This window comes from Thiothrix eikelboomii (assembly GCF_900167255.1).
In the GTDB taxonomy this organism is placed as follows: Bacteria; Pseudomonadota; Gammaproteobacteria; order Thiotrichales; family Thiotrichaceae; genus Thiolinea; species Thiolinea eikelboomii.
This window is the reverse complement of record NZ_FUYB01000014.1, coordinates 1-24,038: the sequence shown is the minus strand read 5'-3', so window position 1 is coordinate 24,038 and position 24,038 is coordinate 1. Positions and strand designations below refer to the sequence as shown.

The 24,038-nt window shown below is 46.7% G+C and carries 25 protein-coding genes and 1 pseudogene; 13 read left to right on the top strand and 13 right to left on the bottom strand.

Annotation, left to right across the window (positions count from 1 at the left end; all coding sequences use genetic code 11):
* Positions 1–238, bottom strand: a pseudogene (locus B5D50_RS20355) (hypothetical protein); the annotation flags it as partial.
* Positions 239–655: 417 nt separating this feature from the next.
* Positions 656–1,234, bottom strand: a complete 579-nt coding sequence (locus B5D50_RS13190) for a hypothetical protein (RefSeq protein WP_143594358.1) — start codon at positions 1,232–1,234, stop codon at positions 656–658.
* A 439-nt stretch (positions 1,235–1,673) separates the two neighbouring features.
* Between B5D50_RS13190 and B5D50_RS13185 the strand changes: the two genes are divergently transcribed.
* The 3 genes from B5D50_RS13185 to alr all read left to right on the top strand — a co-directional run bounded on the left by B5D50_RS13185 (position 1,674) and on the right by alr (position 4,503).
* Entirely contained in the window at positions 1,674–2,957 is a 1,284-nt protein-coding gene (locus tag B5D50_RS13185; RefSeq protein ID WP_078923109.1) for a D-amino acid dehydrogenase, read from the top strand.
* Positions 2,958–3,037: 80 nt separating this feature from the next.
* Positions 3,038–3,427, top strand: coding sequence for a Rid family detoxifying hydrolase (locus B5D50_RS13180; RefSeq protein WP_078923108.1), 390 nt, complete (start codon positions 3,038–3,040; stop codon positions 3,425–3,427).
* Positions 3,427–4,503, top strand: a complete 1,077-nt coding sequence (gene alr / locus B5D50_RS13175) for an alanine racemase (RefSeq protein ID WP_078923107.1) — start codon at positions 3,427–3,429, stop codon at positions 4,501–4,503. The genes B5D50_RS13180 and alr overlap by 1 nt, the downstream gene beginning before the upstream one ends.
* A gap of 35 nt (positions 4,504–4,538) precedes the next feature.
* On the opposite strand, the gene B5D50_RS13170 is transcribed toward alr, so the two are convergent.
* Positions 4,539–5,054 carry an Lrp/AsnC ligand binding domain-containing protein gene (locus B5D50_RS13170; RefSeq protein ID WP_456119734.1) on the bottom strand — a complete coding sequence of 172 codons (516 nt, stop codon included), beginning with the start codon at positions 5,052–5,054 and terminating at the stop codon, positions 4,539–4,541.
* Between the two features lie 261 nt (positions 5,055–5,315).
* Here B5D50_RS13170 and B5D50_RS13165 point away from each other — a divergent pair, with 261 nt between their 5' ends.
* From B5D50_RS13165 to B5D50_RS13140, 6 genes are all read left to right on the top strand, one after another.
* Positions 5,316–6,338, top strand: coding sequence for an amino acid ABC transporter substrate-binding protein (locus tag B5D50_RS13165; protein WP_078923106.1), 1,023 nt, complete (start codon positions 5,316–5,318; stop codon positions 6,336–6,338).
* 111 nt (positions 6,339–6,449) lie between these two features.
* The gene (locus B5D50_RS13160; protein ID WP_078923105.1) at positions 6,450–7,655 is read left to right on the top strand and encodes an amino acid ABC transporter permease; all 1,206 of its coding nucleotides are present in this window, start codon (positions 6,450–6,452) and stop codon (positions 7,653–7,655) included.
* Between the two features lies 1 nt (position 7,656).
* Positions 7,657–8,754, top strand: a complete 1,098-nt coding sequence (locus B5D50_RS13155; RefSeq protein ID WP_078923104.1) for an amino acid ABC transporter permease — start codon at positions 7,657–7,659, stop codon at positions 8,752–8,754.
* 27 nt (positions 8,755–8,781) lie between these two features.
* Positions 8,782–9,534, top strand: a complete 753-nt coding sequence (locus tag B5D50_RS13150; RefSeq protein ID WP_078923103.1) for an amino acid ABC transporter ATP-binding protein — start codon at positions 8,782–8,784, stop codon at positions 9,532–9,534.
* A 73-nt stretch (positions 9,535–9,607) separates the two neighbouring features.
* Complete coding sequence (locus B5D50_RS13145; RefSeq protein ID WP_078923102.1) at positions 9,608–9,826, top strand: DUF1289 domain-containing protein; 219 nt, start codon at positions 9,608–9,610, stop codon at positions 9,824–9,826.
* A 45-nt stretch (positions 9,827–9,871) separates the two neighbouring features.
* Entirely contained in the window at positions 9,872–10,558 is a 687-nt protein-coding gene (locus tag B5D50_RS13140) for an intradiol ring-cleavage dioxygenase (RefSeq protein ID WP_078923101.1), read from the top strand.
* Here the strand turns inward: B5D50_RS13140 and B5D50_RS13135 are convergent.
* Together B5D50_RS13135 and B5D50_RS13130 are read right to left on the bottom strand one after the other, a co-directional pair.
* Positions 10,545–11,072, bottom strand: coding sequence for a HugZ family pyridoxamine 5'-phosphate oxidase (locus B5D50_RS13135; protein ID WP_159448637.1), 528 nt, complete (start codon positions 11,070–11,072; stop codon positions 10,545–10,547). The genes B5D50_RS13140 and B5D50_RS13135 overlap by 14 nt on opposite strands.
* Positions 11,069–12,109: an AbrB family transcriptional regulator gene (locus tag B5D50_RS13130; protein ID WP_078923099.1), complete on the bottom strand. Its 1,041-nt coding sequence runs from the start codon at positions 12,107–12,109 to the stop codon at positions 11,069–11,071. The genes B5D50_RS13135 and B5D50_RS13130 overlap by 4 nt, the downstream gene beginning before the upstream one ends.
* A 332-nt stretch (positions 12,110–12,441) precedes the next feature.
* Between B5D50_RS13130 and B5D50_RS13125 the strand changes: the two genes are divergently transcribed.
* The 4 genes from B5D50_RS13125 (at position 12,442) to B5D50_RS13110 (ending at position 16,425) form a co-directional block, all read left to right on the top strand.
* Positions 12,442–13,551 (top strand): extracellular solute-binding protein, encoded by a 1,110-nt coding sequence (locus tag B5D50_RS13125; protein WP_078923098.1) that lies wholly within the window; start codon positions 12,442–12,444, stop codon positions 13,549–13,551.
* A 92-nt stretch (positions 13,552–13,643) separates the two neighbouring features.
* Positions 13,644–14,552, top strand: a complete 909-nt coding sequence (locus B5D50_RS13120; protein WP_078923097.1) for an ABC transporter permease — start codon at positions 13,644–13,646, stop codon at positions 14,550–14,552.
* On the top strand, positions 14,549–15,352 hold the full coding sequence (locus tag B5D50_RS13115) for an ABC transporter permease (protein WP_078923096.1): 804 nt from the start codon (positions 14,549–14,551) through the stop codon (positions 15,350–15,352). Before B5D50_RS13120 ends, B5D50_RS13115 begins: the two co-directional genes overlap by 4 nt.
* 11 nt (positions 15,353–15,363) lie before the next feature.
* Complete coding sequence (locus B5D50_RS13110) at positions 15,364–16,425, top strand: ABC transporter ATP-binding protein (RefSeq protein ID WP_078923095.1); 1,062 nt, start codon at positions 15,364–15,366, stop codon at positions 16,423–16,425.
* On the opposite strand, the gene B5D50_RS13105 is transcribed toward B5D50_RS13110, so the two are convergent.
* From B5D50_RS13105 to B5D50_RS13070, 8 genes are all read right to left on the bottom strand, one after another.
* Positions 16,422–16,610 (bottom strand): hypothetical protein, encoded by a 189-nt coding sequence (locus tag B5D50_RS13105; RefSeq protein WP_078923094.1) that lies wholly within the window; start codon positions 16,608–16,610, stop codon positions 16,422–16,424. The genes B5D50_RS13110 and B5D50_RS13105 overlap by 4 nt on opposite strands.
* Positions 16,585–17,520 (bottom strand): hypothetical protein, encoded by a 936-nt coding sequence (locus B5D50_RS13100; protein ID WP_078923093.1) that lies wholly within the window; start codon positions 17,518–17,520, stop codon positions 16,585–16,587. The genes B5D50_RS13105 and B5D50_RS13100 overlap by 26 nt, the downstream gene beginning before the upstream one ends.
* 173 nt (positions 17,521–17,693) lie before the next feature.
* Positions 17,694–18,890 carry an RtcB family protein gene (locus tag B5D50_RS13095; RefSeq protein WP_078923092.1) on the bottom strand — a complete coding sequence of 399 codons (1,197 nt, stop codon included), beginning with the start codon at positions 18,888–18,890 and terminating at the stop codon, positions 17,694–17,696.
* Positions 18,891–19,165: 275 nt separating this feature from the next.
* Complete coding sequence (locus tag B5D50_RS13090; RefSeq protein ID WP_078923091.1) at positions 19,166–21,922, bottom strand: hypothetical protein; 2,757 nt, start codon at positions 21,920–21,922, stop codon at positions 19,166–19,168.
* Between the two features lie 7 nt (positions 21,923–21,929).
* Positions 21,930–22,391: a hypothetical protein gene (locus tag B5D50_RS13085; RefSeq protein WP_078923090.1), complete on the bottom strand. Its 462-nt coding sequence runs from the start codon at positions 22,389–22,391 to the stop codon at positions 21,930–21,932.
* On the bottom strand, positions 22,339–22,722 hold the full coding sequence (locus B5D50_RS13080; RefSeq protein WP_078923089.1) for a hypothetical protein: 384 nt from the start codon (positions 22,720–22,722) through the stop codon (positions 22,339–22,341). The genes B5D50_RS13085 and B5D50_RS13080 overlap by 53 nt, the downstream gene beginning before the upstream one ends.
* Positions 22,723–22,736: 14 nt before the next feature.
* The gene (locus B5D50_RS13075) at positions 22,737–23,228 is read right to left on the bottom strand and encodes a hypothetical protein (protein WP_078923088.1); all 492 of its coding nucleotides are present in this window, start codon (positions 23,226–23,228) and stop codon (positions 22,737–22,739) included.
* A 192-nt stretch (positions 23,229–23,420) separates the two neighbouring features.
* On the bottom strand, positions 23,421–23,960 hold the full coding sequence (locus B5D50_RS13070) for a hypothetical protein (protein ID WP_078923087.1): 540 nt from the start codon (positions 23,958–23,960) through the stop codon (positions 23,421–23,423).
* Positions 23,961–24,038 lie beyond the last annotated feature (78 nt).

Below are 24,038 nucleotides of genomic sequence, written 5' to 3'. Positions count from 1 at the left end.
TATTAGCACCCGCTTGTAACTGCTGTAAGAGTTGTGCAATCAGCGATAACATCAGCAACATCATGTTGCTTTGATTGCCGGTTCCACCACATCCGCCTAAGAGTTGAGTAAAAATATTAGATGCAGCATTCGTACTTGAGGCATTACTAGTACTACCGACTGAATTAGTATTCGTATTAGCAGTATTGGTAGTCGTCGTCGTATTATTGGGTCTTAGTTCAATTGGGCTTAAACTCATTTGGATGTATCCTATATCCTAAGTACTAGAATTAACCTAGACAAACAACCTGAGCATCTAGGTTTAGTTTTTTATTTTGATGAAATGATCATCAAACTGGGTAGTGCTGCTAAGGAGTTGACACTTTTTGCTTATTGCACTATTGCAGGTCATATTTCAGAGAGCTTTGAAAATAACAAGCTCGGCAGGTTTTGACCTGTTTGATGCACTACCCACTAGCAATTTAGAATCAATCACTAGTCATCGGCTAGTCATCGGCTAGTGGGATCAGGATAGGTGTTAGAAAATTCGCTCTAAGCGGTCAATAGCGCAGAGTTAGCACAGCAAAGCTAGGGTCGGCAACTGGAGCTGATAGATGTAGGGGGCTAAGTGGTGGGGTTAAAATCGCCACCACGGGATCATCAACAGACTTAGTGTTTAAAGTACTTCGAGCAACTTCGTTTTCAGGTTTTCAAGATCCTTTTTGCCTTGTTTAGTATTCATAATGGCATTCAACCAATCCGCATAAATTTCACGTAAGGCCTCATGGTTTTCGCAACGATCAATCCGACTAATTAAAGCACTAGAACCGAAAGTCCCTACAAAGGCGTTTAAGGTATTAGTCATGAAGTTTTTCGCCATTTTAAATTGAGCAGCATCATGGTGCTCAGGTAAAGGGCGGAAATTGCCATTGCGAGCAGGGGGGATAAAAGCTGGAAGGATATTAGGGTTAGACCGATTGGCTAGCAATGGATTGGCAGATTGGGGACTCGCTTGAGAGCCAGTAGTGGTGGATTCTGAGGAGACGAGTTGGATATAGCCCGCGCTTTCTAAATTCCGAATGATTTGCTCAACATCATCAATTTTGGGGAGAGTTTGGATTTCACGTAAGGTGCGCTTTCCATCTAAAAAGATCAGCACGCGGCGTGTGATTAATGAGAGTCCACCGGCCTTGGATTCAATTTCCTCGCGGCCTTTGGGGGTTTTAATAAATACGGCGTTCATTGTTATGCTCATGACTAATCCTCGACTTGGATGTAGTGGGCCATCAGTGGGGTTGGTCTATGCACTAGGTTATTCCAGCGGTCTAGATTCTGATGTTGTTGTTTTGACCAAATACTAACAGGTTGTCGCTGTGATTATCAGGGGTTGAGGTGAAAAATAACAGTAAACCAGCTAAGTGGTATTGCTTGAATAATCCAACAGATAGTTTGGATTTTGCTTATAAAATAAGCATTGCTTAAGTTAGCTAGGCGTTTATTTTTATTGAGCAGCAAAATTTGCTGCACCTGCACCAATGAATGCCTAGAAAAATTCTTTAAAAGACGATTTTTATGTAAAATAACAGTAAATTATGCCGATTTATAGTGAAATAACAAAAAAATATTTTGAAAAAATTCACATAAAATACCGCTATTGCCAAGGCTAATAAGCCGGATAAAGAGTGAGCTAAAGTATGCATGCTATTGTGATTGGAAGTGGGGTCATTGGGACGACCACGGCTTATTATTTAAATCGTTTGGGTTACCAAGTCACTGTGCTGGATCGGCAACCGCACTCGGGTTTAGAGACTAGCTTTGCGAATGCAGGGCAGATTTCACCCGGCTATTCAGCGCCTTGGGCTGGGCCTGGAATTCCACTTAAAGCGATTAAATGGATGCTGAGTGAGCATTCACCTTTAGTGGTGCGCCCTAGCCGCATGGATGCCGCCATGTTTCGCTTTATGGTAATGATGCTGCGCAATTGCACGACAGCACGTTATCAGGTGAATAAAGCACGTATGTTGCGAGTCGCTGAGTATAGCCGTCAAGCGATTGATGAATTACGCACCGAGACCGGCATTCATTATGATGAGCGTACTCGTGGCACTTTGCAGGTGTTTCGTACCGATGCCCAGGTCGAGGGTGCAAAAAAGGATACCGATATTCTGGATGAATGCCAGATTCCTTATGAAGTGTTAGATCTAGAGGGTTGTTTGGCGGCTGAGCCAGCCTTGAAGCATGTGCGCGAGAAAATTCGGGGCGGTTTGCGCTTGCCTTTGGATGAAACCGGCGACTGCTTAATGTTTACCCAAAATTTAGCCGCTATTTGTATCGCTAACGGGGTGAAGTTTCAATATGACACGCAAATTGAGGCGCTACTGAGCAACAATGGCCAAATCAGTGGTGTCAAAACAGATCAAGGCGTTTTGACGGCCGATCAATATGTGATGGCTTTAGGAAGTTATTCGCCACAATTACTCAAACCGATAGGGATTGATATTCCAGTTTATCCAGTCAAGGGCTATTCGATTACTGTGCCGATTGTCAGTCCAGACGCTGCCCCTGTGTCTACGGTGATGGATGAAACCTATAAAGTGGCGATCACTCGTTTAGGTGATCGGGTGCGCGTTGCGGGGACGGCAGAATTAACGGGCTATGATTTAAGCTTGCATGAAGAGCGCCGCCAAACAGTACGCTTTGTTGTCTCTGATCTCTTCCCGCATGCGGCTAATCTGCAAGAAGATAATTTCTGGACAGGTTTGCGGCCGATGACGCCGGATGGTACCCCTGTTCTTGGTCAGACACCGTATGCTAATTTATTCCTGAATACTGGGCATGGCACTTTAGGTTGGACGATGGCCTGTGGTTCAGGACGTTTATTAGCTGATATGATGGCAGGGCAAAAGCCGAGTATTGATTTAGAAGGCTTAAGTATGCAGCGTTATCGCTTTGCAAATCGGGTAAAAACTTCAGCTTAAACTTGAGTGCAATTCATCATTCATGAATAAACAAGAGTTTTACTGTTTTACCAAGGTTTTATTTTTACAAGGGTTTTATGATGACTGATCGAGTAATTATTGCTACTACTGCTGCACCCGCTGCTATAGGTCCTTATTCACAAGCCGTGCGCGCTGGGAATACGGTCTATTGTTCTGGGCAGATTCCGTTGAATCCCGATAGTATGAAAGTGGAAGCAGAAGATTTTGCAGGTCAAGCTGAGCAAGTTTTTAAAAATCTCCAAGCGGTTGCTATCGCCGCCGGTGGCTCATGTAAAAACTTCGTGAAATTAAATATTTATCTGACGGATTTAAGCCATTTTGCCACCGTCAATGAGGTCATGAAACGGTATTTTTCTGAACCCTTCCCTGCCCGTGCAGCAGTAGGAGTAGCCTCTTTACCTTTAGGGGTGATGGTTGAGGTCGAGGGCGTACTGGTGCTTGGCTCTTAATGGCGCGTCCTGCTGTAGCCGTGATTGATTTGAATGCAATCCGGCATAATTATCGCCTTGCTAAATCCTTAGCAGCCCATGCTAAGGCTTTCGCGATTATTAAGGCGAATGCGTATGGACATGGTGCGGTGCGGGTTGCACAGGCGCTTGAAGCTGAGGTGGATGGTTTTGGTGTCGCCTGTATAGAAGAGGCGTTGGAGTTAAGAGACTCAGGGATTAAAGCCCCCATTTTATTGCTAGAAGGGGTTTTTACAGCGAATGAATTAATCTTAGCCAATCACGAATCCTTATCTTTAGTGGTGCATAACTCGCAGCAACTTGAGGATTTGCTAGTTGCTAAACCTAAAAATAAGTTTAAAATCTTTTTAAAAGTTGATACTGGGATGCATCGTCTAGGCTTTGCGCCGACTGAAGTCAAAGCGCTTTGGCCTAGATTGCAAGCCTGCCAGCATCTTGAGTCGATCACTTTAATGACGCATTTCGCCAGAGCGGATGAGTTAAGCAGTGATTATACCCTGCAGCAATTGCAAAGCTTTAAGGCAGCCGTTGCAGGTTTAACCGCGCCTTATTGTTTGGCCAACTCGCCTGCGATTTTAGCGTGGCCAGCCACTCATTATGATTGCGTTAGGCCGGGTTTGATGCTGTATGGCGCTTCACCCTTTACGCAAGCACAAGCAGCAGCTCAGCACTTAAAGCCTGCGATGCGATTAGAGTCTGCGCTGATTGCTATTCGGCAGTTAGCTGCCGGGGAAACCATAGGTTATGGCGGGCGTTTTCGCTGCGAGCAAGCTACCACAGTCGGGGTAGTTGCTTTAGGCTATGCAGATGGTTATCCACGCCATGCCTTAGATGGCACACCAATTGCAGTGAATGGGATAAGGACTCGGTTAATTGGGCGAGTCTCAATGGATATGTTGACCTTAGATTTAACGGGGCTGAATTGCCAAGTCGGGGATCGCGTGCAGTTATGGGGCGATACAGTATTGGCCACTGAAGTGGCCGCTGCCAGCCAAACGATTCCTTACACTTTGTTTACGGGGGTAACCCGCCGAGTACCCTTAACTTATCTGGGCTAAGGGTCAAGTTTAAGCGTCGAGGTGAGTCAGGTTTATTATTCAATATACAGCTGGGAGGACTCATAAACCGTTTCCATTGCTACGAGAGTTCGTGAGTCACGGATGCCGGGTAAGGTATGCAGAATATCCCCTAGCAGGGTGCGATAGGAGGCCATGTTTTTGATGCGTATTTTTAATAAGTAGTCAAAATCACCGGCAACTAGATGGCATTCAAGAATTTGTGGCCATTGCCGAACGGCGTCACGAAATTGTTCGAAAATATCACCGGAAATGTAATTCAGACTAATTTCGACGAATACTAATAAGCTAGCGTCCATTTGGGCGGGGCAAAGTAGGGCAGTATAGCCCTTAATAAAACCTGCTCGCTCTAAACGACGCACACGTTCAAGGCAAGGTGAAGTGCTTAAACCTACTTTTTCAGCGAGATCGACAAAAGAAATTCGGCCATCGTTTTGTAATTCGCGCAGAATTTTTTTGTCAATGCGATCGAGTTTGGTTTTACTATCGGGTGAACTAGACATCGGTAAACGCTCAAAAAAATCTAAGATCATACAATGCGATTTAACTAAAGGGAAAGACAAGTAGTTTCTGGTATGAATGAGTCATTTGTTCAGTATTTTCTTGTCGATTTCATGAGCTTTATTTTTATATGTTTATGTTTGTATTGAAGTTTATTTTTTTTGACTCTTAAAGTATTAGTTGTATTTTTTTGTGTATTAGGATAGGTTTAAGTCATCGACTTTAAGTCAGTACTTAAGGCTCGGTTTAACTAGCGTTGTTGCATAACAACATTTGAGAGAAGAGGAGAATCCATGAAATCTGCAAAAACATTGGCAGTAGCGGGCTTATTGTCTGCCACCTTTGCGATGCCAGCTGCGCATGCCGGTGCTACTTTAGATGCCGTTAAAGCCAAAGGCTTTGTGCAATGCGGTGTGAGTACGCCCTTTCCCGGTTTTGCCAATACCAATGAAAAAGGTGAATGGTCAGGTTTAGATGTTGATGTCTGTCGTGCAGTTGCTGCCGCTGTCTTTGGTGATGCCACTAAAGTTAAATACACCCCTTTAACCGCTAAAGAACGATTCACGGCTTTACAGTCAGGCGAGATTGACATGCTGTCGCGGAACAGTACTTGGACTTTGACTCGCGACTCTGGGATGGGCATGAACTTTGCGGGTGTCAACTATTACGACGGTCAAGGCTTCATGGTTACTAAGAAGCTGGGCGTGGATAGTGCGAAGAAATTAGATGGTGCTTCGGTTTGTATTCAAGCAGGTACCACGACTGAGCTGAATCTGGCTGATTATTTCCGTGCAAACAACATGAAGTATGAGCCGATTACTTTCGAAAAGTCCGATGAAACCGTGAAGGCTTTCGAAGCAGGTCGTTGCGATGTGCTGACTTCAGACCAATCTCAATTGTACTCTTTGCGTATTTTGATGTCTGACCCTGAGTCAGCCGTGGTTTTACCTGAAGTTATTTCTAAAGAGCCTTTAGGCCCAGTTGTGCGGAATGGCGATGATGATTGGTTCAAAATCGTGCGTTGGTCTTTATATGCGATGATTGAGGCTGAGGACTTAGGCTTAGATTCAACCAATATTGATGAAAAGATCAAAGGCGAAAGTCCCGATATTAAGCGTTTTGCGGGGGCCGCCGAAGGTGATGATAAAAATCTGCCTTTAGACAAAAAGTGGTCTTATAACGTGGTTAAGCAAGTCGGTAATTATAGTGAGTCTTTCGAGCGTAATGTTGGCCAAGGCTCACCGTTGAAAATTGCGCGTGGCTTAAATGCTTTATGGAAAAATGGTGGCTTACAATACTCACCACCTTTCCGTTAATTCTAAAGCGTGAACTCTCAGTAGTTAACTAACTACCCCAATGGCGATTCAGAAAGCTTGTTCTCTGAATCGTCTTCACCCCATTTGGCGATTTGATTCAAAGGCTGGGTTATGGCAACTAAGAACGCCCCTCCTGCAATAGAAACAAACTTGGCCCCCGCAAAACCCCCTTTCTGGAATGACCCAGAGAAACGTGCACTACTGTTTCAGATTTTGCTGGTTGTCGGCATTTTTGTATTCTTTGCTTATATATTTAGTAACACTCTCTATAACTTGGAAAAGCGCGGTATTAATACTGGTTTTGGCTTTCTTTCAAGTCCGGCTGGTTTTGGCATTGCCCAAACCTTAATTCCTTATACCGAGGCTGATAGTTTTGCAACCACTTTTGTGGTTGGCTTACTCAATACTTTGCTGGTGGCGGTCTTAGGTATTTTCTTGGCGACCATTCTTGGCTTTACTATTGGGATAGCTCGTTTATCTAAAAACTGGCTGGTCTCCAGAATAGCGATGACTTATATCGAAATCTTTCGGAATATACCTTTATTACTGCAGATTTTGTTTTGGTATCGCGCCATTGTACCAATGTTACCCGGGCCGCGCCAAAGTCAGGCTTTAGGTGATACGGTTTTTTTAAATAATCGGGGCTTATTTCTACCTAAGCCGATTGGCGAACCCGGTTTTGGTTGGACTTTAATTGCTTTCGCTGTTGCGGTGTTGGGTGTCTTCTTGCTCAAGCGTTGGGCGCGTCTTCGTCAAGAGAATACCGGGCAACAATTTCCAGTCTTTTGGACTTCGGTTGGTTTATTAATTGGTTTACCGGGTTTAGTCTTTTTATTGACTGGCTCGCCTTTAACTTGGGAATTACCGGCTTTGAAAGGCTTTAATTTCCAAGGTGGCATTAGCATTATTCCTGAATTAGGTGCCTTGCTTTTAGCCTTAACTATTTATACCGCTGCCTTTATTGCTGAGATTGTCCGTTCGGGTATTCAATCCGTGTATAAAGGGCAAACAGAAGCAGCAGCAGCTTTAGGTTTACGTCCGAACCGTGCCTTACAATTAGTGATTATCCCTCAAGCGATGCGGGTGATTATTCCGCAATTAACCAGCCAATATCTGAATTTAACTAAAAACTCATCCTTGGGTGTGGCGATTGGTTATCCCGATTTAGTTGCAGTGTTTGCGGGAACCGCTTTGAATCAATCCGGACAGGCCGTCGAAATTATCTTTATGACGATGCTGGTTTATCTAGTGATTAGTCTGGTTATTTCAGGCTTGATGAATTGGTATAACCAACGCATGGCTTTGGTGGAGCGTTAATATGGCTATTATTGTTCAATCTCCTTCACCCAGTTTACCTCCACCGGCTAATACCACTGGACTTATGGGCTGGATGCGGCAGAATTTATTTTCTACGGTCGGAAATAGTCTACTCACGGTAGTGCTGTTTGTTGGTATCGTGAGTTTGCTAATTCCGTTGGTGCAATGGGCTTTTATTGATGCTGATTGGGTGGGTACAACTCGGGATGACTGCAAAAGCGGTGGTGCTTGTTGGGTCTTCGTGAATGTGCACTTCCAACAGTTTATGTATGGACTTTATCCTGAAGCTGAGCGTTGGCGTGTTAGTTTAGTGGCGGTCATATTAGTGATCACTTTAGCGGCTTTAATGATTCCGAAAATACCGGGTAAAAAGTATATTGGCATTTTTGCTTTATTCTTTTTCCCGATTGTGGCTTTCTACTTATTAGTGGGTAATCGGTTTGGTTTACCCCATGTAGAAACCAATCTTTGGGGTGGTTTAATGCTGACTTTAGTAATTGCTATTGTCGGTATTGTCGCTGCTTTACCGTTGGGTATTTTGCTAGCCCTAGGGCGGCGCTCCAAAATGCCGATTGTACGCTCAGTCTGTATTGCTTTTATTGAAATATGGCGCGGTGTACCGTTAATCACGGTCTTGTTTATGTCCTCAGTGATGTTGCCTTTATTCCTGCCGGAAGGTATGGATTTTGATAAGTTATTGCGTGCTTTAGTTGGGATTACCTTATTCCAATCAGCGTATATGGCTGAGGTAATTCGAGGTGGTTTACAAGCTATTCCTAAAGGGCAATACGAAGCAGCTTCGGCTTTAGGTTTAAATTACTGGCAAAGTATGTATAAGGTCATTTTGCCACAAGCCTTAAAGATGGTTATTCCGGGTATTGTTAATACGTTTATTTCTTTATTTAAAGATACCTCGTTAGTCTTGATTATCGGCTTATTTGATTTGCTCGCTATTGTACAGGCAGCATTTTCGAACCCTAAATGGTTGGGTTTTGCGGTGGAAGGGTATGTGTTTGCTGCGCTGGTGTTTTGGATATTCTGTTTCAGTATGTCGCGGTATAGCCAACATCTAGAGCATAAATTACGTACCACTCATTAAACCTTCACCGACCCAAGAGGACCAAGTATGGAACAGGAAAAAAATCCAATCGCGATTACATTACGCGAAGTGAATAAGTGGTACGGTGAGTTCCACGTGCTGAAAAACCTTAATCTGGATGTGTCACGGGGTGAGCGCATTGTGATTTGCGGCCCTTCAGGTTCGGGTAAATCAACCATGATTCGTTGCATTAATCGGCTGGAGGAGCACCAAAAAGGGCAAATTATTGTTGATGGGATTGAGTTGAATAATGACATCAAAAACATCGACCAAATTCGCCGTGAAGTCGGGATGGTGTTCCAGCATTTTAATCTCTTTCCGCATTTAACGGTGTTAGAGAATTGCTGTTTAGCACCCATGTGGGTGCGGAAAATTCCGCGTAAAGAGGCCGAAGCAACTGCGATGGAATATTTAGAGCGGGTTAAAATTCCGCATCAAGCTAAAAAATTTCCGGGGCAGTTATCGGGTGGTCAGCAACAACGGGTGGCGATTGCTCGTAGTTTGTGCATGAAACCGCGCATTATGCTGTTTGACGAACCTACTTCGGCACTTGACCCTGAAATGATCAAAGAAGTGCTAGATACCATGATTGAATTAGCAGAAAGTGGTATGACCATGTTATGTGTTACCCATGAAATGGGCTTTGCGAAAACGGTAGCGGATCGTGTGATTTTCATGGATGGGGGTGAAATTATTGAAATGAACCCACCTGATGAGTTCTTTAATCATCCGCAACATGAACGGACTCAGTTGTTCTTGAGTCAAATTCTAGCGCATTAATTTAGCTTGGACTTTTAAGCAAAAACCGCTCATGTAGCGGTTTTTTTATTGGCTGCTGAGGATCGACTGACTGATGGATACTAAACCTAATCGACGACGTAAGTCTGTTAAGCCGCTACTCGATACTAGTGTACCTTCTCCTTGTATTGGTGTTTGTTGGCTAAATAATCAAACGGGCTGGTGTGAAGGTTGCTGGCGGAGTGGTGATGAAATCCGCGATTGGCTGATCATGACTCGTGAACAAAAATTGCAATTACTACAGGTATTAGAACAGCGCCAAACTAAGGTTTAAGCTTGAGTCGATCTGATCCATTCTAAAACTAAGGAGAGATGAATAATGAATCATTTTGATCAAACTCGGCGCGAAGCCTTAATTAAGCTAGCAGCGGGCAGTCTTGCTTTGAGTACCAGCCCGAGTTGGGCACGAATTACACCCAATTGTGTCCTCACTCCTGAGCAAACAGAAGGTCCGTATTTTGTGGATACGCAATTGCAACGTTCAGATATACGCAGTGACCCCCGAACGGGGCGTATGCGTGCGGGTTTACCTTTGCAGTTGCAATTGCAAGTCACAGGTATTCAAGCTGGGCAATGCCGAGCCTTACCAGGAGCCATCGTCGATATTTGGCATTGTGATGCTGCAGGGGTGTATTCAGAGGTGAGTGCTTGGAGCAATGATACCACTGGACAGCAGTTTTTGCGGGGCTATCAAATCACGGATCAACTCGGCAAAGTAAATTTTGTCACCATCTATCCGGGGCGTGCAATTCATATTCATTTTAAGGTTCGCACCGCGAGTCGGGCAGGTAAGGCTGAGTTACTCACTTCGCAATTGTATTTTGATGAAGCGGTCACCCAGCGCGTATATCAGCGGCCTCCTTATGCGCAACGAGCCACGGGCTATCAGAGCAATGAACGTGATGGTATTTACCGCTCTGGTCAGGGGCAACAACTGCTGTTACGTCCCGAACCACAGGGGCAAGGCTATGCGGCGGTGTTTGGGATTGGCCTCATGCTGAGTTAGGGTTTAATTTGCCTGATTCAGGATTGCGATGTTGCCATTGGCCTAAGTCACTGCCACTTAGGCTATAAGCTTTACCAAAGCCTGCGACATAATTGCCTGAATTCGGGGTTAGGCAAAATAAATGAAAATCCGGCAGAGTTTGAAGCAAGGCGATCAATTTGCCAAAGCGTTGGTGAAATAAGTCGAGCACGTTTTGATAATCGCGTGAGTCACGGGCTAAGTTTTCAGCTGTACACTGCAAACTGACGCGCTGACGGGCGAAGAGGTTGTTGGTATGCCCCTCATCTTCAATAAATAATAGGCTACAGCGATGAGTTTGGAGTAAATTCTGAGTATGTACGGCTAACTCACTGATAAAAATGTAATAACGCCCTTCTAGTTCAAGATAGGGAGCATAACTGGCTTCCGGTATATTTTTAGTGCTCGTACTGGCGATTAATACGGTTTTAAAGCGAGCAATCAAGGCACGATAGGCTGACAAGACCTTATTTAAGTCTTCTGAGTCGGGTTTCAAGATAACTGATTTCCTTCTAGGGTTAAGCGTCGGGCTATCCAAGGCATTAATAGGGTAATGGCCACAATCCGTGATAAATGATGAGCCGCAATATAAGCAGGATCATAGTGTAGGGCCAATGCCAAAGCGGCCATCGCTTCAATGCCACCCGGAGAATAAGCGATCCAAACTTGACCAAAGGGCAAGTCTAACGCGGTGGCCATTAAGCCAGCACCCAAGGCGGCAATCAGACTACTGAGGACGATGCTCACTAGAGCCGCCAGCGATAAAGAGCGTAGCTCTAGCCATTGCAGGCCTTTTAAACGAGAACCGACTGTGCAGCCAATAATGACAAAGCCTAAGTTTACCATCGAGCTAGGTAGATTCCCCTCTAGCCAACCACTGAGATGCCCCATCCCACTGAGGATTAAACCTGACAAAACATAGGCGGCGGGTAGTTTTATTTGTTCGAGGGTTTGTGCCAGTGCAAAGGCGGTGAGTAACAGCGCTAAGACCGTTAACCAAGGTAAGCTTATCTGCTGAGTGCTGCTGAGATAAGTACTGCCTTGTAAGCCTAAAGACTGAATAATGATGGGAAAGCTCAACATCACTAAAATTAGTCGCAGGCTTTGCAAGACAACCACCGTACTTAAATCGCCTTTACCTTCACTGGCTAGGGCTACGACGGTCGAGAGTGCCCCCGGTGTGGAGGCCAGTAAGGCTGTATTTTTAGTTTGCTGAAAATACCTACTGAGTAGCCAAGTGCTCAGCGCCATCATGGTCGTCACTGTCAGGGCTAAACCCAATAAACTGAGTGGCCATTGACTGACTTTGGCAAGCATTTCTGGGGTGATGCTACTCCCCATTGAACAGCCCAAAATGGTAAAGCCGATATTACGCATTAAGGTTGGCATGCTTAAAGGCAAGGGAGTGAAAGCTAGCAAGGCAATGAATAAACCACTTCCGAGTAAAGCAGGAACGGGTAGGTGAATCAGCTTACCTAAACCTGCACCGAGATAGCCCAAAGCTAAGGTCAGGAGAATTGTGCCTGCTTGCATAGGGAACGGCTTAGAAGGGGTGATGCTCACTTTATTGGATAACTTGCTGGATTGATGATGCTAAGGCCTAAGGTCGTTGTGGCTCATAGGGGGAACATAATAACGCTTTTTTTAAATACAAGTAACCGCAGTGTCAAGTTCTATAGGTGTCGCTCAGTTGATGCAAACCTCAGATTCATTTCCCAAGCTTAATTTTTCCTCCTAAAATAAATCTATTATTCCAGTTGGCAAGTACTAAGTCACTGACGTATATTCAATTAATCTGCTGGTCATAAACTATTGCTAGCATGCTGCTTCCACACAAAGTCATATCACTCTGGGAGAGACTAACTATGTCAAGATCAAGTTTAGGTGCATCTGCACTCGCAACCCTTATTGCCACGGTGGTTTGTGCAAATACTGCATCAGCTGAGGATTTAGCAGCGATTGAAGCAGCCGCTAAAACAGAAGGCATGTTAACGACCATCGCCTTGCCGCATGATTGGTGTGGCTATGGTGGCGTGATTGAAAGCTTCAAGAAAAAATACCCCGACATCAAAGTCAATGAGCTTAATCCTGATGCAGGCTCTGCGGATGAACTCGAAGCGATTCGTGCGAATAAGGACAATAAAGGTCCACAAGCACCGGATGTGATTGATGTCGGTTTCTCTTTTGGCCCTGCTGCCAAGAAAGAGGGCTTATTGCAGCCGTATAAAGTTTCTACTTGGGATTCGATTCCTGAGAATGTCAAAGATCCTGAGGGGTATTTCTACGGCGACTATTACGGGGTTTTATCCTTTGTCATCAATAAAGATTTAGTAAAAACAGCGCCTGAAGATTGGGCAGATTTGCTCAAACCTGAGTATGCCAATAGTGTAGCTTTAGCCGGTGACCCGCGTGCCTCTAATCAAGCGATCTTAGGTGTGTATGCAGCGGGTCTCTCAGCGGGTGCAACAGGCGCAGAAGCCATCGGCCAAGCAGGCTTAGATTATTTCGCAAAAATGAATAAAGCAGGTAATTTTGTGCCAACTATTGGTAAAGCAGGCACGATTGCTCAAGGTGCAACGCCGATTGTGATTATGTGGGATTATAACGGTTTGTCGGCCCGTGAAACCTTAAAGGGCAATCCACCCGTTGATGTGGTTGTGCCTAAAACAGGAGTGGTAGCGGGTGTATATGTGCAAGGTATTAGTGCACACGCGCCGCATCCGAATGCCGCAAAATTGTGGATGGAGCATTTGTATTCGGATGAGGGGCAATTAGGTTGGTTGAATGGTTATTGCCATCCGATTCGCTTTAATAGTCTGGCTGCTGAGAATAAGATCCCAAAAGACTTATTAGATGCCTTGCCACCTGCAGCCGCGTATGAAAAAGCAAGCTTCCCCACCGTTGAAGATCAAGATGCTTCTAAAGCAGTAGTCACCGCGAAATGGGATGCCGTGGTTGGTGCCAACGTAAAATAAATCTTAGATTTGAGTGTTGCAGCCTCTTGTGTTAGAGAGGCTGTCGGTGTTGTTGGTTTGTTGCACGTCAACCTTCACTTGAGTCTTAGCCCATGTCTGCTATCGCTGAGCCTACCGGAGTTGCCAAGACTCCGACTTCAAACCCTAGCAAATCCCGCCGTTCAATGGCTTGGTTAGGGATCTTACCGTTTCTAATTTTCGCGCTCTTATTTTTGATTTTACCCACTTTAAATATTGTGGTGGGGGCTTTTCAGAATCCAGCGGGTGAGTTTACCTTTGAGAATATCCAAAAACTCTTGCAGCCCTCGATTCTTGCATCCTACTGGATCAGCATCAAAATCAGTGTGGCTTCGGCTTTTTTAGGTTGTCTGATTGGTTTTGCGATAGCAGCGGCTATTGTCTTGGGTGGTTTGCCAGCGTGGGTGCGTTCACCCATTATGACCTTCTCAGGGGTGGCCTCGAATTTTGCGGGTGTCCCTCTAGCCTTTGCTTTCTTAGCGACTTTAGGCCGCTTGGGGTTAGTCACCGTGCTGTTGCGGGAAGGGTTCGGGATTAATATTTATGCTTATGGCTTTAATATCTTGAGCTTTTGGGGACTGACATTGACCTATTTATTTTTTCAGATTCCCTTAATGATTTTGATTATTACCCCTGCTTTAGATGGTCTTAAGCGAGAATGGCGGGAAGCTGCTGCGATCTTGGGCGCGAATGGCTTTCAATATTGGAGTATGGTGGCTTTGCCGATTTTGTGGCCTGCACTCTTAGGTACTTTTGCGCTCTTGTTTGCCAATGCCTTTGGTGCGGTGGCAACAGCCTATGCACTCACTGGAAGCTCACTGTCGATTGTGCCGATTGTCTTGTTTGCACAAATTCGTGGGGATGTCTTACAAGATCCACATCTGGGTTATGCCTTAGCCTTTGGCATGATTGTGGTGACAATTATTGCCAATACGCTTTATCTGTGGATGCGGGCGCGCAGTGAAAGGTGGGTGAAATCATGAGCTTTTGGCGTTCGAAGCGCTTTTGGTCTTGGGTAGCACTCAGTTTTGGGGTGCTGTATTTTGCCCTGCCCTTAATTGGTACTTTTGAATTTTCGCTACGCATGAAGCGGGGGGAATATAGTTTTGAGGCGTATCGAGTGATTTTGGGTGATCCACGCTTCCAAGCGACTTTTCTCTATTCCGTACTGATGGCCTTATTAACGATTGTGGTCGGGGTACTTTTAGTAGTGCCGACAGCCTATTGGGTGCGATTGAAGCTACCGCGTTGGCGACCTGTGGTGGAATTCATCACGCTTTTGCCGCTGATTATCCCTGCGATTGTGATCGTGTTTGGCTATATCCGTCTGTATAACACCTCATCAGTCCTACCTTTGACTGGCTCGGCCTTCGGTACAGATATTTTAATGGTCTGTGGTTATACGGTGCTGGCTTTGCCGTATATGTATCGGGCGGTGGATACGGGGTTACGTACTTTGGACGTTAGTACCTTAACCGAAGCAGCCGAAAGCTTAGGGGCTGGCAAAATCACCATTTTAGCCAAAATCATTTTGCCGAATGTACTCGTGGCAATCTTGTCGGGTGCTTTCCTAACTTTTGCGATTGTGATTGGTGAATTTGTATTTGCAGCCCTCTTGAATCGCCCCGCCTTTGGTCCTTTCATGCAGTTGATTGGTGCGAATCGAGCCTATGAGCCAGCGGCTTTAGCGGTGATTGCCTTTAGCATTACTTGGCTGTGTATGGGCTTGATGCAATTAGTCACCCGCTTACAAAAACACACCCAAGTCAAACCCTTTAGATAAGAGCAGTGCTTATGGCCTTCCTTGAAATTAGCAATTTGCAAAAAGACTACGCAGGCAATCGGGTGGTTGAAAACTTCAATCTAGCCGTAGAGCAGGGGGAGTTTGTTTCGTTTTTAGGCCCCAGCGGCTGCGGTAAAACCACAGTATTGCGGATGGTCGCTGGTTTTGAAACCCCCAGTGCAGGTCTGATTCGCATTGATGGTAAGGATGTGGTCAATCTCAAGCCGAATCAGCGCAATATTGGTATGGTCTTTCAGGCCTATGCCTTGTTTCCGAATATGACGGTGGCGCAAAACCTAGCCTTTGGCTTGAAAGTGGCGGGCAAGTCGAAAGCCGAGATTGAGGCTACGGTGAAAGAAATGTTGGCTCTGATCAAGCTAGAAGCATTAGGCCAGCGTTATCCTTTTCAACTCTCAGGGGGGCAACAACAGCGGGTGGCTTTGGCGCGGGCTTTGGCCGTGAAGCCTAAATTATTATTACTCGATGAACCCTTATCGGCCTTAGATGCTAAAATTCGCGTGTCTTTACGTGAAGAAATTCGTGCGATTCAACGCAAACTCCAAATCACTACGATTTTTGTGACGCATGATCAAGAGGAAGCTTTATCCATGTCCGATCGGATTGTGGTGATGCATCAAGGTAAAGCCGATCAACTGGGTACACCGTTTGAAATTTATAACCAGCCAAAAACCCGTTTTGTAGCTTCTTTCGTCGGTACGATTAATGTGTTGGAAGGTAAAGTATTGGACGCACCAGCCGGGCGGTTTAGTTTGTATGGAGCTGAACTGAATCTAGGCAGGAGTTTAGGTGAGGTCAAGACTGGGGATATTGTAGCTTTGGCGCTGCGCCCCGAGGCGGCGAGTTTGGGTACAACGGTGGGTAAACCAGCACAGCTGACTGGAATCGTGCAGGATGTGAATTTTCTCGGCTCAGTGATTCGCGTGCGGGTGAAAGTCGGGGAAACTAGCTTGTCTTTAGATAGCTTTAATCAAGCTGCGGTAGCGCCACCTAAGGCAGGGGATACAGTGATGGTTAGCTTTGCGCCGGAGGAATTATTGGTGCTTGCCGATTAAGCCGCACAATCGGCGAGGCCGGAGTCGGCCCCTACCTTAGCAATTAATTTGCGTAATTGACGCTTATCAGCTTGGCGTTCTGCTGAACGGGTCTTTTGATGCGCACCGCCTTTGCTGAGAATAGGCGCACGCGCTATCGGATTGGTACGGCTGGGTGGTTTAAGCCGCTGCTTTTTCTTCGACATAGATCAACTCCTGAGTAGGTAATTTATACCAACGCGCTCCGGCTGCCTGTGCTCGTTGTGCTTTGGCAGTTTGCCGCAAGTCTTGCAAGAATTGCGGGACTTCGTTGGTCAGTTTAAAAGCAAACTTCTGGGGTAATTCACTATACAAGGAGCGCGGTGGCTGATTGTTGCGAATCCCTTTCATAAGATTGCCGGTTTCAAAGCTATTGTAAAAAATCTCACGAATCCCCAAATCATGGCGAATTAAGCGGATCGCTGCAGCTAAGGCCGCTTCATCCCAGATTTGTGCATAAGGCTTGAGTACTTGCTCACGGTACTCAGGCAATTGAGGGTAGTATTGTTGGCGCCATTCGCTTTTGACTTGACGCACCCAATCGGATTGAATTTCTTCAATTAAGGCTTGATTAGCCGCAAAATCTAAATCAATCCGCACCCAAGCTAAGGTTTCATGCCGCCCATTTTTCACCACTGGATGCGCCCAGCTAGAAAACTCTGCAGGGCTGACCTCTTTCAGCCAACGGCTATATTGCTGCTGATGGTCATTGGCAAAGTTCAGTTGGAGCACCAAATGATAACCTGTACGACTCAGTTGTTTATACTGACGTTCGCTATTGCGTTCAGTTCCCCAACTAGCCAAAGTAAGCACAAAGTTTAAAGCAGACTGCTGAGCGGCAACCCAATCCAAGTGGATAGGCTTAAGCCACCCCTTGCCTGCCATCGCTAAAGCTTGTTTGACCAAAGTCTTGTGCAACAGTTGGGCATAAGGCGATTGGCGTAACTCAGCAATGCTCATCCCCGTACCGATATAATCGCGGATTAGCGCTAAGGCATAGGTATCGCGCTGATAACGGAACAGAGTACGCTCGCCTTGTAAGCAGGCCAAAATTTCTTCAAGTTGTACGAAATCCATCCTAAAATCCTCAATCCTCGTCACCATCAGCCTCAGCTGATAGCGATCTGTCAGGTTTTAAATCCCACGGCTAATAATAGCCCGCTCATTAAGAGCCAATGACAAGGGGCTATAGATTCCCCATACGAGGCAAGTTTTTGTGTTTTCATGTTCAAGCTCCTACAGGCTGTGCCTTAACCTTTAATGCACACCACTTGTTTTAAGGTATGGACGACTTCAACCAAATCAGTTTGGTTTTGCATCACCCCATCAATATCTTTATAAGCGCTCGGGATTTCATCCACGACACCTTTATCTTTACGGCATTCAATACCGCTGGTTTGTTCGGCTAAATCACGGGTATTAAAACGCCGCTTAGCCTCCGTTCGACTCATGCGCCGCCCTGCACCGTGCGAGCAGGAGCAGAAGGATTGTGCATTGCCTAAACCGCGCACGATATAAGATTTAGCACCCATGCTCCCCGGAATAATCCCCAACTCACCTTCACGCGCACTGATTGCCCCTTTACGAGTGAGATACACGGCCTCGCCAAAATGCGTTTCTTGTTGCACATAATTGTGATGGCAATTGATGGCTTCACGGGTGGGCGTGAATGGTTTCAATTGAGTTTGTAAAGCGGTTAAGACTAAGCGCATCATTTCACGCCGATTGACCGTTGCATACTCTTGCGCCCAACTCACCGCTTGCACATAGTCCTCGAAGTGCTGCGTGCCTTCAGTGAAATAAGCGAGGTCTTGATCTGGCAATTGGCCTAAAGCTTTGCCGACATCTTTTTTCGCTTTCTCAATGAAATAGCGCCCAATGACATTACCAATCCCACGGCTACCTGAGTGCAGCATCACCCATACTTCATCCGCTTCATCCAAGCAGAGTTCGATAAAGTGATTGCCACCCCCCAAAGTACCGAGCTGCTTACCCCAAGTGCGTGCAAAATTACGCTGCATTTTGATCAGACCGGGGTGCTTAGCGGTAATAACATCCAGATGCTTACCAATATTGTTTAAAGTCGCGCCTTGTACCGTCGCACTGGCATGTTCTTCAAATCCGACAGGTACACGCTTTTCAATCGCACTGCGCACAGCCTGTAGATTATCGGGTAAATCACTGGCCTTTAATGACAAGCGAATCGCATTCATACCACAGCCAATATCTACCCCCACGGCGGCGGGAATAATTGCGCCCTTACTCGGAATCACCGAGCCTACCGTTGCGCCAATCCCATGATGCACATCCGGCATCGCGGCAATATGCGAGTGAATAAACGGCAATTGCGCCATCTTGCCGAGCTGGTTGATTGAAATTTGGTCAATATCTTCAGTAAAAACTTTGACCGGAACCTTGCCCTGATTAAGCATTAATTTAATCGGCATATCTATCCTTTAATTTTTATTTATTCCGGGCATAAAAAAACCCAGAGACTTGCGTCATCCGGGTTTTGAATACATGCCAACACTTAAACTGTCGCATTTTGCCGGATAACCGCTGAAGCAGTCTCCCGGCAAAATGCGGGAGACTATAGATTTATTGAAGGTCTATCAGTGTGTTGAACGCGCATGTATTGAGTCTCCATCAATCAGTTAATAAGGCTTATTAGCGTAGTTGGCAAAAGGGTTCTGTGTCAAGAGCCTTCTTTAAGGATGGCATACTAGCCCGACACAGAAAAGCCTTCTGCAGGGCCGGTTTTCTCAATATCTTGCTGTTTGGGGACAGCGCGAATATTCAGCTGATGAATTTGCCCAGCTTTCAGTTCCAACTGCCATTGGCTTTGCTCCAAACGATAATGTTTAGGGAGGGCTTGCTGGTCATTAATCACTAATTGCCAAGTTCCGGGGGCGAGGCCGATGAGGTTAAAGCGACCTTCCGCATCCGTTTCGCGGAACAATGGCTTAGCGGTTGTTGCTAAAGTTCCCATCGGGCGCAGTTCCAAGGGTAAGTGCGGGACTGCGGCTCCAGCTTGCCCGTGTGCACTGAGGGCGCTGTGACTCCAGCTCAAGACTTGCCCACTTAAGCCCGCTGCTGGATACAACAAGAGTTGTAAATTACGCTGATCACCGGCTTGCAAACGGATAGTTTTTCCTAGGCTTTCCTCGCCGAAACTGTAGCTACGCCCTTGTAAGCGACTCGGATCAAGCTGTAGACGGTAGTCTTTTGCCAGTACATTAGGGTAGCAGAATTTGCCTTGGGCATCGGTCACAGCACTGTGGTTTTCTAGGTTCAGTACTATCCCCGAGAGTGGCAGACGGCTACCTGCATCAAGCAGTTGCCCACACAAGGTGGCGATGTCCTTACGTTGGCGCAAGGGCAAATCCAGCGGCAGGGTGTAATCGACTTGGATGCTGGTATCCTTAAGCGGTTTGTTACCAGTATTTGCAGTTTGGCGATGACTGAAGCCGATAGCGAGCTTTCGCTGTTTTTTAAGGAGTTTGCGGTAGCTTAGATTGGCGGTGGTACTGGGGGTGTCTTCAGCCTCTGCAATTTGCAGATAACCGGATAATTCTTGGTTATTGGGTAAGCGGTAGTCAGTACGTACTCCTAAGGCTTGCCGTGAGCTGCTGCTATCTAAGCCTGCATCACGGCTATAATCGAGGGCCATGTCCCAACGCTCGGCTGGTTTCCAGCCTAAAGCGATTTGTTGGCGGTTGCCCACATGGGTGGCTGCGTCGTGTCGTTGACGCTTGCCCACTTCTAATTGAGCGCTCAGGTTTAAGGTGTCAAATCGGGTTTGGTAGTTGAGGCTGGCCGCCGTTAGGGTTTGATCGGTCGTTGGGGTGGCACGTTGGTCACGCTCATCGCGGTAGCGTAGCCCGAGGCCGATTTGGGTCGTTGCCTTTTCGCCGACTGCCCGCTCGGCACGCAGGCGATATTCGTAGTCATTACGGATTTCTCGACTGTTATCGGCGCTTAGATTATTGCGTATCCGGCGCGCCTGGGCGCTGAGCCGGGTTTTATCATCGGTTTGCCATTGCCCGCCTATATTCAATTGCTCGGTGTCAGCATAAGCGCCCTCAAAATCGGTATCCCCACGCAGGTAGTTCAGGTGGCTGGAGAGTTTGCCGTAGCGGGCAGTCGTATCGAGGGCGAGAGCTTGGCGCTCACCATCATGCGCTAAGGCAGCGGTCAGATCAGCTTGTTCACCGCCCCAACGCGCTTCAAGGCTGGCAAGGTTTTTGAGTTGTTTGCCAGTGTCTGCTTGATCTTGTTCGTGGTGCAGGAGTGCACCGCTAACCTCTAGATCTTCACTGAGTTGGTAATGACCGATAATAGCGCTGGCTCGTACCGATTCCTCGGCCTCCTGATCACTCTGGCCATGAAAGGCGCGTACTGAGCCGGATGCTGCTTGACCTGTAGCGGTCTGTGGTTGGTAACGGGCTTCTATTCCGGTTCCAGAGAGGCTATTTCCGGTGAGTCGATGGGTATGGAAGCTTTGGTCACCGGCTTTGACTTGCCAATCATCATTCTCATAGCGTAATTGATACTGTGCATCATCGGCTGCAAAGGGCTGGTCGAAGGCTCGGCCAGTCCGTAAGTGCAGATCAACTCGATGTTCCCCTAAGGGATCGAGTGCTCCTCGCAAGCGGTAATCGACTGTGGCTGCTTGTTGAGTTGTTTCTTGAGTCTCAGCCGCTTGCTGAGTAACTCGGTAGCCTACCCCTAGCTCACCATAGAGTCGGTGGTGGGTGCCGACACCTTCCGGTGTGGCGGGGATGACAGGGATATTCAGGGCTTCTTCTAATGGCTCTCCCGCTCCGTAAATCATCAAGGTCAGGCGGTGTACATCGGTATCGGGTTGTGCAACCACTTTGCCTGTGAGGGTGAGGGTTTGACTGGCTCCGGGGGCTAGCTGGAGTTTGGCAGGGTGAATACCAAGGGCATAACCATCTGCATCATGCAAGCCGATACGGTAGGCTTGAGGGAGATTACCCGTATTAGTCAGTAAAAACTGGGCTTGATAGGACTCACCTGCTAAGAGATTGGCTGGCACACTCAAACGGCTGAGTTGGATACCGGGTAGGGCGGGTACAGCGACCTGCACAGTTTCTTGGCTATGTAAACTGCTATCATCACTGGCCTGTAGTTGGTAAGTGAGCGTAAATTGCCCAGCCGTACTGTGGTTGGGAACCAAAACGTGCAGCAGGCGTACTTCACGTTGCCCTGCCGCCAAGTTAAAAGGTGCAGGCGTAGTTAACAGTTTCCAGCCATCGGGTAGTTGCAGGTACTCCTGAAATGCTCTATCGGTAGTATCACGATTTTCGATCTCCATTCGTAGGGTGACGATGCCGCGTTTGTCGGCATCCAATTGGCGTTCTAAGGCCAATACTTGTAGCCGTGTATCAGCCGTGCTGCTAGCAGGCCATGCAAGCAGCATGCTGAGCAGCAAAAGAGGGATGGCCTGTTTTGGCATAGCAGCCTCACTGGATATTCAAGTTCATGTCTACGCCGTAGGTGCGTCCACTATTGCTGTCCTCTGCAACCAGTAAAGCTTTGTAGTGGCCTGCAGGTAAGTTGTGCAAGGCGATTTCAAAGGTTTTGCTAGCGCCGGGATAAAGGCCGCGTTTATTACCTTGCCAACTACCCATGCTTTGTCCGCGTGAGTCAAACACCTCTAGCGCAACGGTGGGGCGGCTGTGGAAGAGACCTTGGTTAGCAAGCTTGAGGGCTAACTGTTTGCTGCCATCTTTGGCCTGACGGATCAAGGGCTTACCAAATACGATTTTGCCTGTACCTTGTCCCAAATGGGTTAATACACTGACGGTATAACGGATCTTTTGCTTGATCCCAAACCGGACTTGGCCAGCAGGTGCTGGGCGGGTTTTCGTTTCAGCTTGTACGGGTTCGACACTGATACCGCTCCAGTAAGTTCCTTCCCCCAAGCCTGAGGGTACGGATGGTATACCGAATCTGTTGCGTCAATCCCGGTTCTAGCCATACCCGATCTTGGGCCAATTGTATCCAGTCGCGGTTAGAGCGCGGATGGGGGCGGGTATCACCCTCGGGCGCGCTGTCTTCTTGGGTTAAAATAACCTCAATGGCTTCAGTACCATTATTTTGTAATTCTAAGCGCCCGCTCAATTGTTGCCCAGCTTGGGTGCTGTATTCGTGGCTCAGTTCGCCATTCAGCAATAAGGCTGCGTCGGCCTGCAAGCTGAGCAGGCTAGTAAATAGAGCAAAGAGCAAGAGTAAGTTAACTTGGATTTTTTTCATTATTTTGCTTAGCTTTATAAGGTTTCTACGGTGTAATCGACTTGCCACTGACGAGTCCCGTGTCCATCACCCACATCCACGGCATCAATTTGGAATTGCAGGCCAATATCAGTGACATCGCTATTGCCACAAAACAAAGTGGTGGGTAGGGCGCTGAGCGTGATATAGCTTTCGCCCCCGTAGACAGTGCCACCGGTGCCATTGCTAGTGCGGCGTACCCGTAAGGTGAGTCCAGCAACGCTGGTACTGAGTTGAGCCTGAAGTTTCCATGCGGGGTCAGTTGCTCCACACTCACTATTGCTGACGGCAGGGGTAGTCGGTGCACTGCCGATGGCGGCTGCGGCTACTTGGCTAAGGCTTTCAACGCTGCTAGGGAAATAATCCCCGGCACTGTCTAAAGTTCCCAAAGCGGTGCTTGGAATATTGGCATCACTGACCGTGAGGGTGATGGCACCTGCGGACAGGCTCAACCCATATAATAGTAGTCCGGGAATCAATACACGCATATCACACCTGACCCTAGTCAGTTAGATTAATCTAGGTTAATTATTTTAAATAGTTTATTTAAAATTAATTATTCTAAGTAAATTGTTTTAAGTCAGTTATTTTAATTATTGAGGTGATTTTTTAAAGTTGATCTTTTTACAGACAAGGGATTATTTTATTTAAAATAATCCCCTGATTAATTCAGTCAACTATTAACTGTCATCACTTAAAGTATAAGTGAGCGTGATATTTTCTGCTGTTGTACCATCCGCGCCTGTATAAGAGGGGACGATGCTGGCACTTTCTGGGCCGAAGGTATAACTAATAGCGGTATCTTTAGCCGCAATATTGCCGACTGCGGTGACTAAATCTTTAGAGGCCACATCGCTAGAAGTAAAACTGATGGTATTAGCTGTTGCCCCAGACACAGCAGTAGGGGCGAGTGTCAGCTTCCAGCCAGCACCTAAGGTATCAGCAGCTACCGTGATTTTGCGGGTAGTAGAGCCACCTGAAGCCACGTTAGAGGTAACATCATAGAAGCCACCAGTTGTCGCATTGGCAAAGTTATCGCCGGCTGCGGTAGGCGCTGTTAAAGTAAAACTTAAGGCATCCGCCTCGTCAGCTGAGGTAGATGTACCAGAAGCCGCTTTAATGTCTAGTAGTTTAATGGAGGGAACTGTCACGGAAACAGTTTGTGTATCACCCGCTGTATCTGCGAATGCTAAATTACTAGCTAACTCTGTACACGACAAAACATTTAACCCATTGATTTAGTGAGTTGACTACCTATAAAGATGAAAGTCCATCGCCCCTATGTTTTACTCTCTAGT

Excerpts from the sequence above, each read along its gene's own strand:
- B5D50_RS13190 (WP_143594358.1), bottom strand. The coding sequence starts at position 1,234 with ATGAGCATAACAATGAACGCCGTATTTATTAAAACCCCCAAAGGCCGC.
- B5D50_RS13185 (WP_078923109.1), top strand. The coding sequence starts at position 1,674 with ATGCATGCTATTGTGATTGGAAGTGGGGTCATTGGGACGACCACGGCT.
- B5D50_RS13180 (WP_078923108.1), top strand. The coding sequence starts at position 3,038 with ATGACTGATCGAGTAATTATTGCTACTACTGCTGCACCCGCTGCTATA.
- alr (WP_078923107.1), top strand. The coding sequence starts at position 3,427 with ATGGCGCGTCCTGCTGTAGCCGTGATTGATTTGAATGCAATCCGGCAT.
- B5D50_RS13170 (WP_456119734.1), bottom strand. The coding sequence starts at position 5,054 with ATGATCTTAGATTTTTTTGAGCGTTTACCGATGTCTAGTTCACCCGAT.
- B5D50_RS13165 (WP_078923106.1), top strand. The coding sequence starts at position 5,316 with ATGAAATCTGCAAAAACATTGGCAGTAGCGGGCTTATTGTCTGCCACC.
- B5D50_RS13160 (WP_078923105.1), top strand. The coding sequence starts at position 6,450 with ATGGCAACTAAGAACGCCCCTCCTGCAATAGAAACAAACTTGGCCCCC.
- B5D50_RS13155 (WP_078923104.1), top strand. The coding sequence starts at position 7,657 with ATGGCTATTATTGTTCAATCTCCTTCACCCAGTTTACCTCCACCGGCT.
- B5D50_RS13150 (WP_078923103.1), top strand. The coding sequence starts at position 8,782 with ATGGAACAGGAAAAAAATCCAATCGCGATTACATTACGCGAAGTGAAT.
- B5D50_RS13145 (WP_078923102.1), top strand. The coding sequence starts at position 9,608 with ATGGATACTAAACCTAATCGACGACGTAAGTCTGTTAAGCCGCTACTC.
- B5D50_RS13140 (WP_078923101.1), top strand. The coding sequence starts at position 9,872 with ATGAATCATTTTGATCAAACTCGGCGCGAAGCCTTAATTAAGCTAGCA.
- B5D50_RS13130 (WP_078923099.1), bottom strand. The coding sequence starts at position 12,109 with ATGCAAGCAGGCACAATTCTCCTGACCTTAGCTTTGGGCTATCTCGGT.
- B5D50_RS13125 (WP_078923098.1), top strand. The coding sequence starts at position 12,442 with ATGTCAAGATCAAGTTTAGGTGCATCTGCACTCGCAACCCTTATTGCC.
- B5D50_RS13120 (WP_078923097.1), top strand. The coding sequence starts at position 13,644 with ATGTCTGCTATCGCTGAGCCTACCGGAGTTGCCAAGACTCCGACTTCA.
- B5D50_RS13115 (WP_078923096.1), top strand. The coding sequence starts at position 14,549 with ATGAGCTTTTGGCGTTCGAAGCGCTTTTGGTCTTGGGTAGCACTCAGT.
- B5D50_RS13110 (WP_078923095.1), top strand. The coding sequence starts at position 15,364 with ATGGCCTTCCTTGAAATTAGCAATTTGCAAAAAGACTACGCAGGCAAT.
- B5D50_RS13105 (WP_078923094.1), bottom strand. The coding sequence starts at position 16,610 with ATGTCGAAGAAAAAGCAGCGGCTTAAACCACCCAGCCGTACCAATCCG.
- B5D50_RS13100 (WP_078923093.1), bottom strand. The coding sequence starts at position 17,520 with ATGGATTTCGTACAACTTGAAGAAATTTTGGCCTGCTTACAAGGCGAG.
- B5D50_RS13095 (WP_078923092.1), bottom strand. The coding sequence starts at position 18,890 with ATGCCGATTAAATTAATGCTTAATCAGGGCAAGGTTCCGGTCAAAGTT.
- B5D50_RS13090 (WP_078923091.1), bottom strand. The coding sequence starts at position 21,922 with ATGCCAAAACAGGCCATCCCTCTTTTGCTGCTCAGCATGCTGCTTGCA.
- B5D50_RS13080 (WP_078923089.1), bottom strand. The coding sequence starts at position 22,722 with ATGAAAAAAATCCAAGTTAACTTACTCTTGCTCTTTGCTCTATTTACT.
- B5D50_RS13075 (WP_078923088.1), bottom strand. The coding sequence starts at position 23,228 with ATGCGTGTATTGATTCCCGGACTACTATTATATGGGTTGAGCCTGTCC.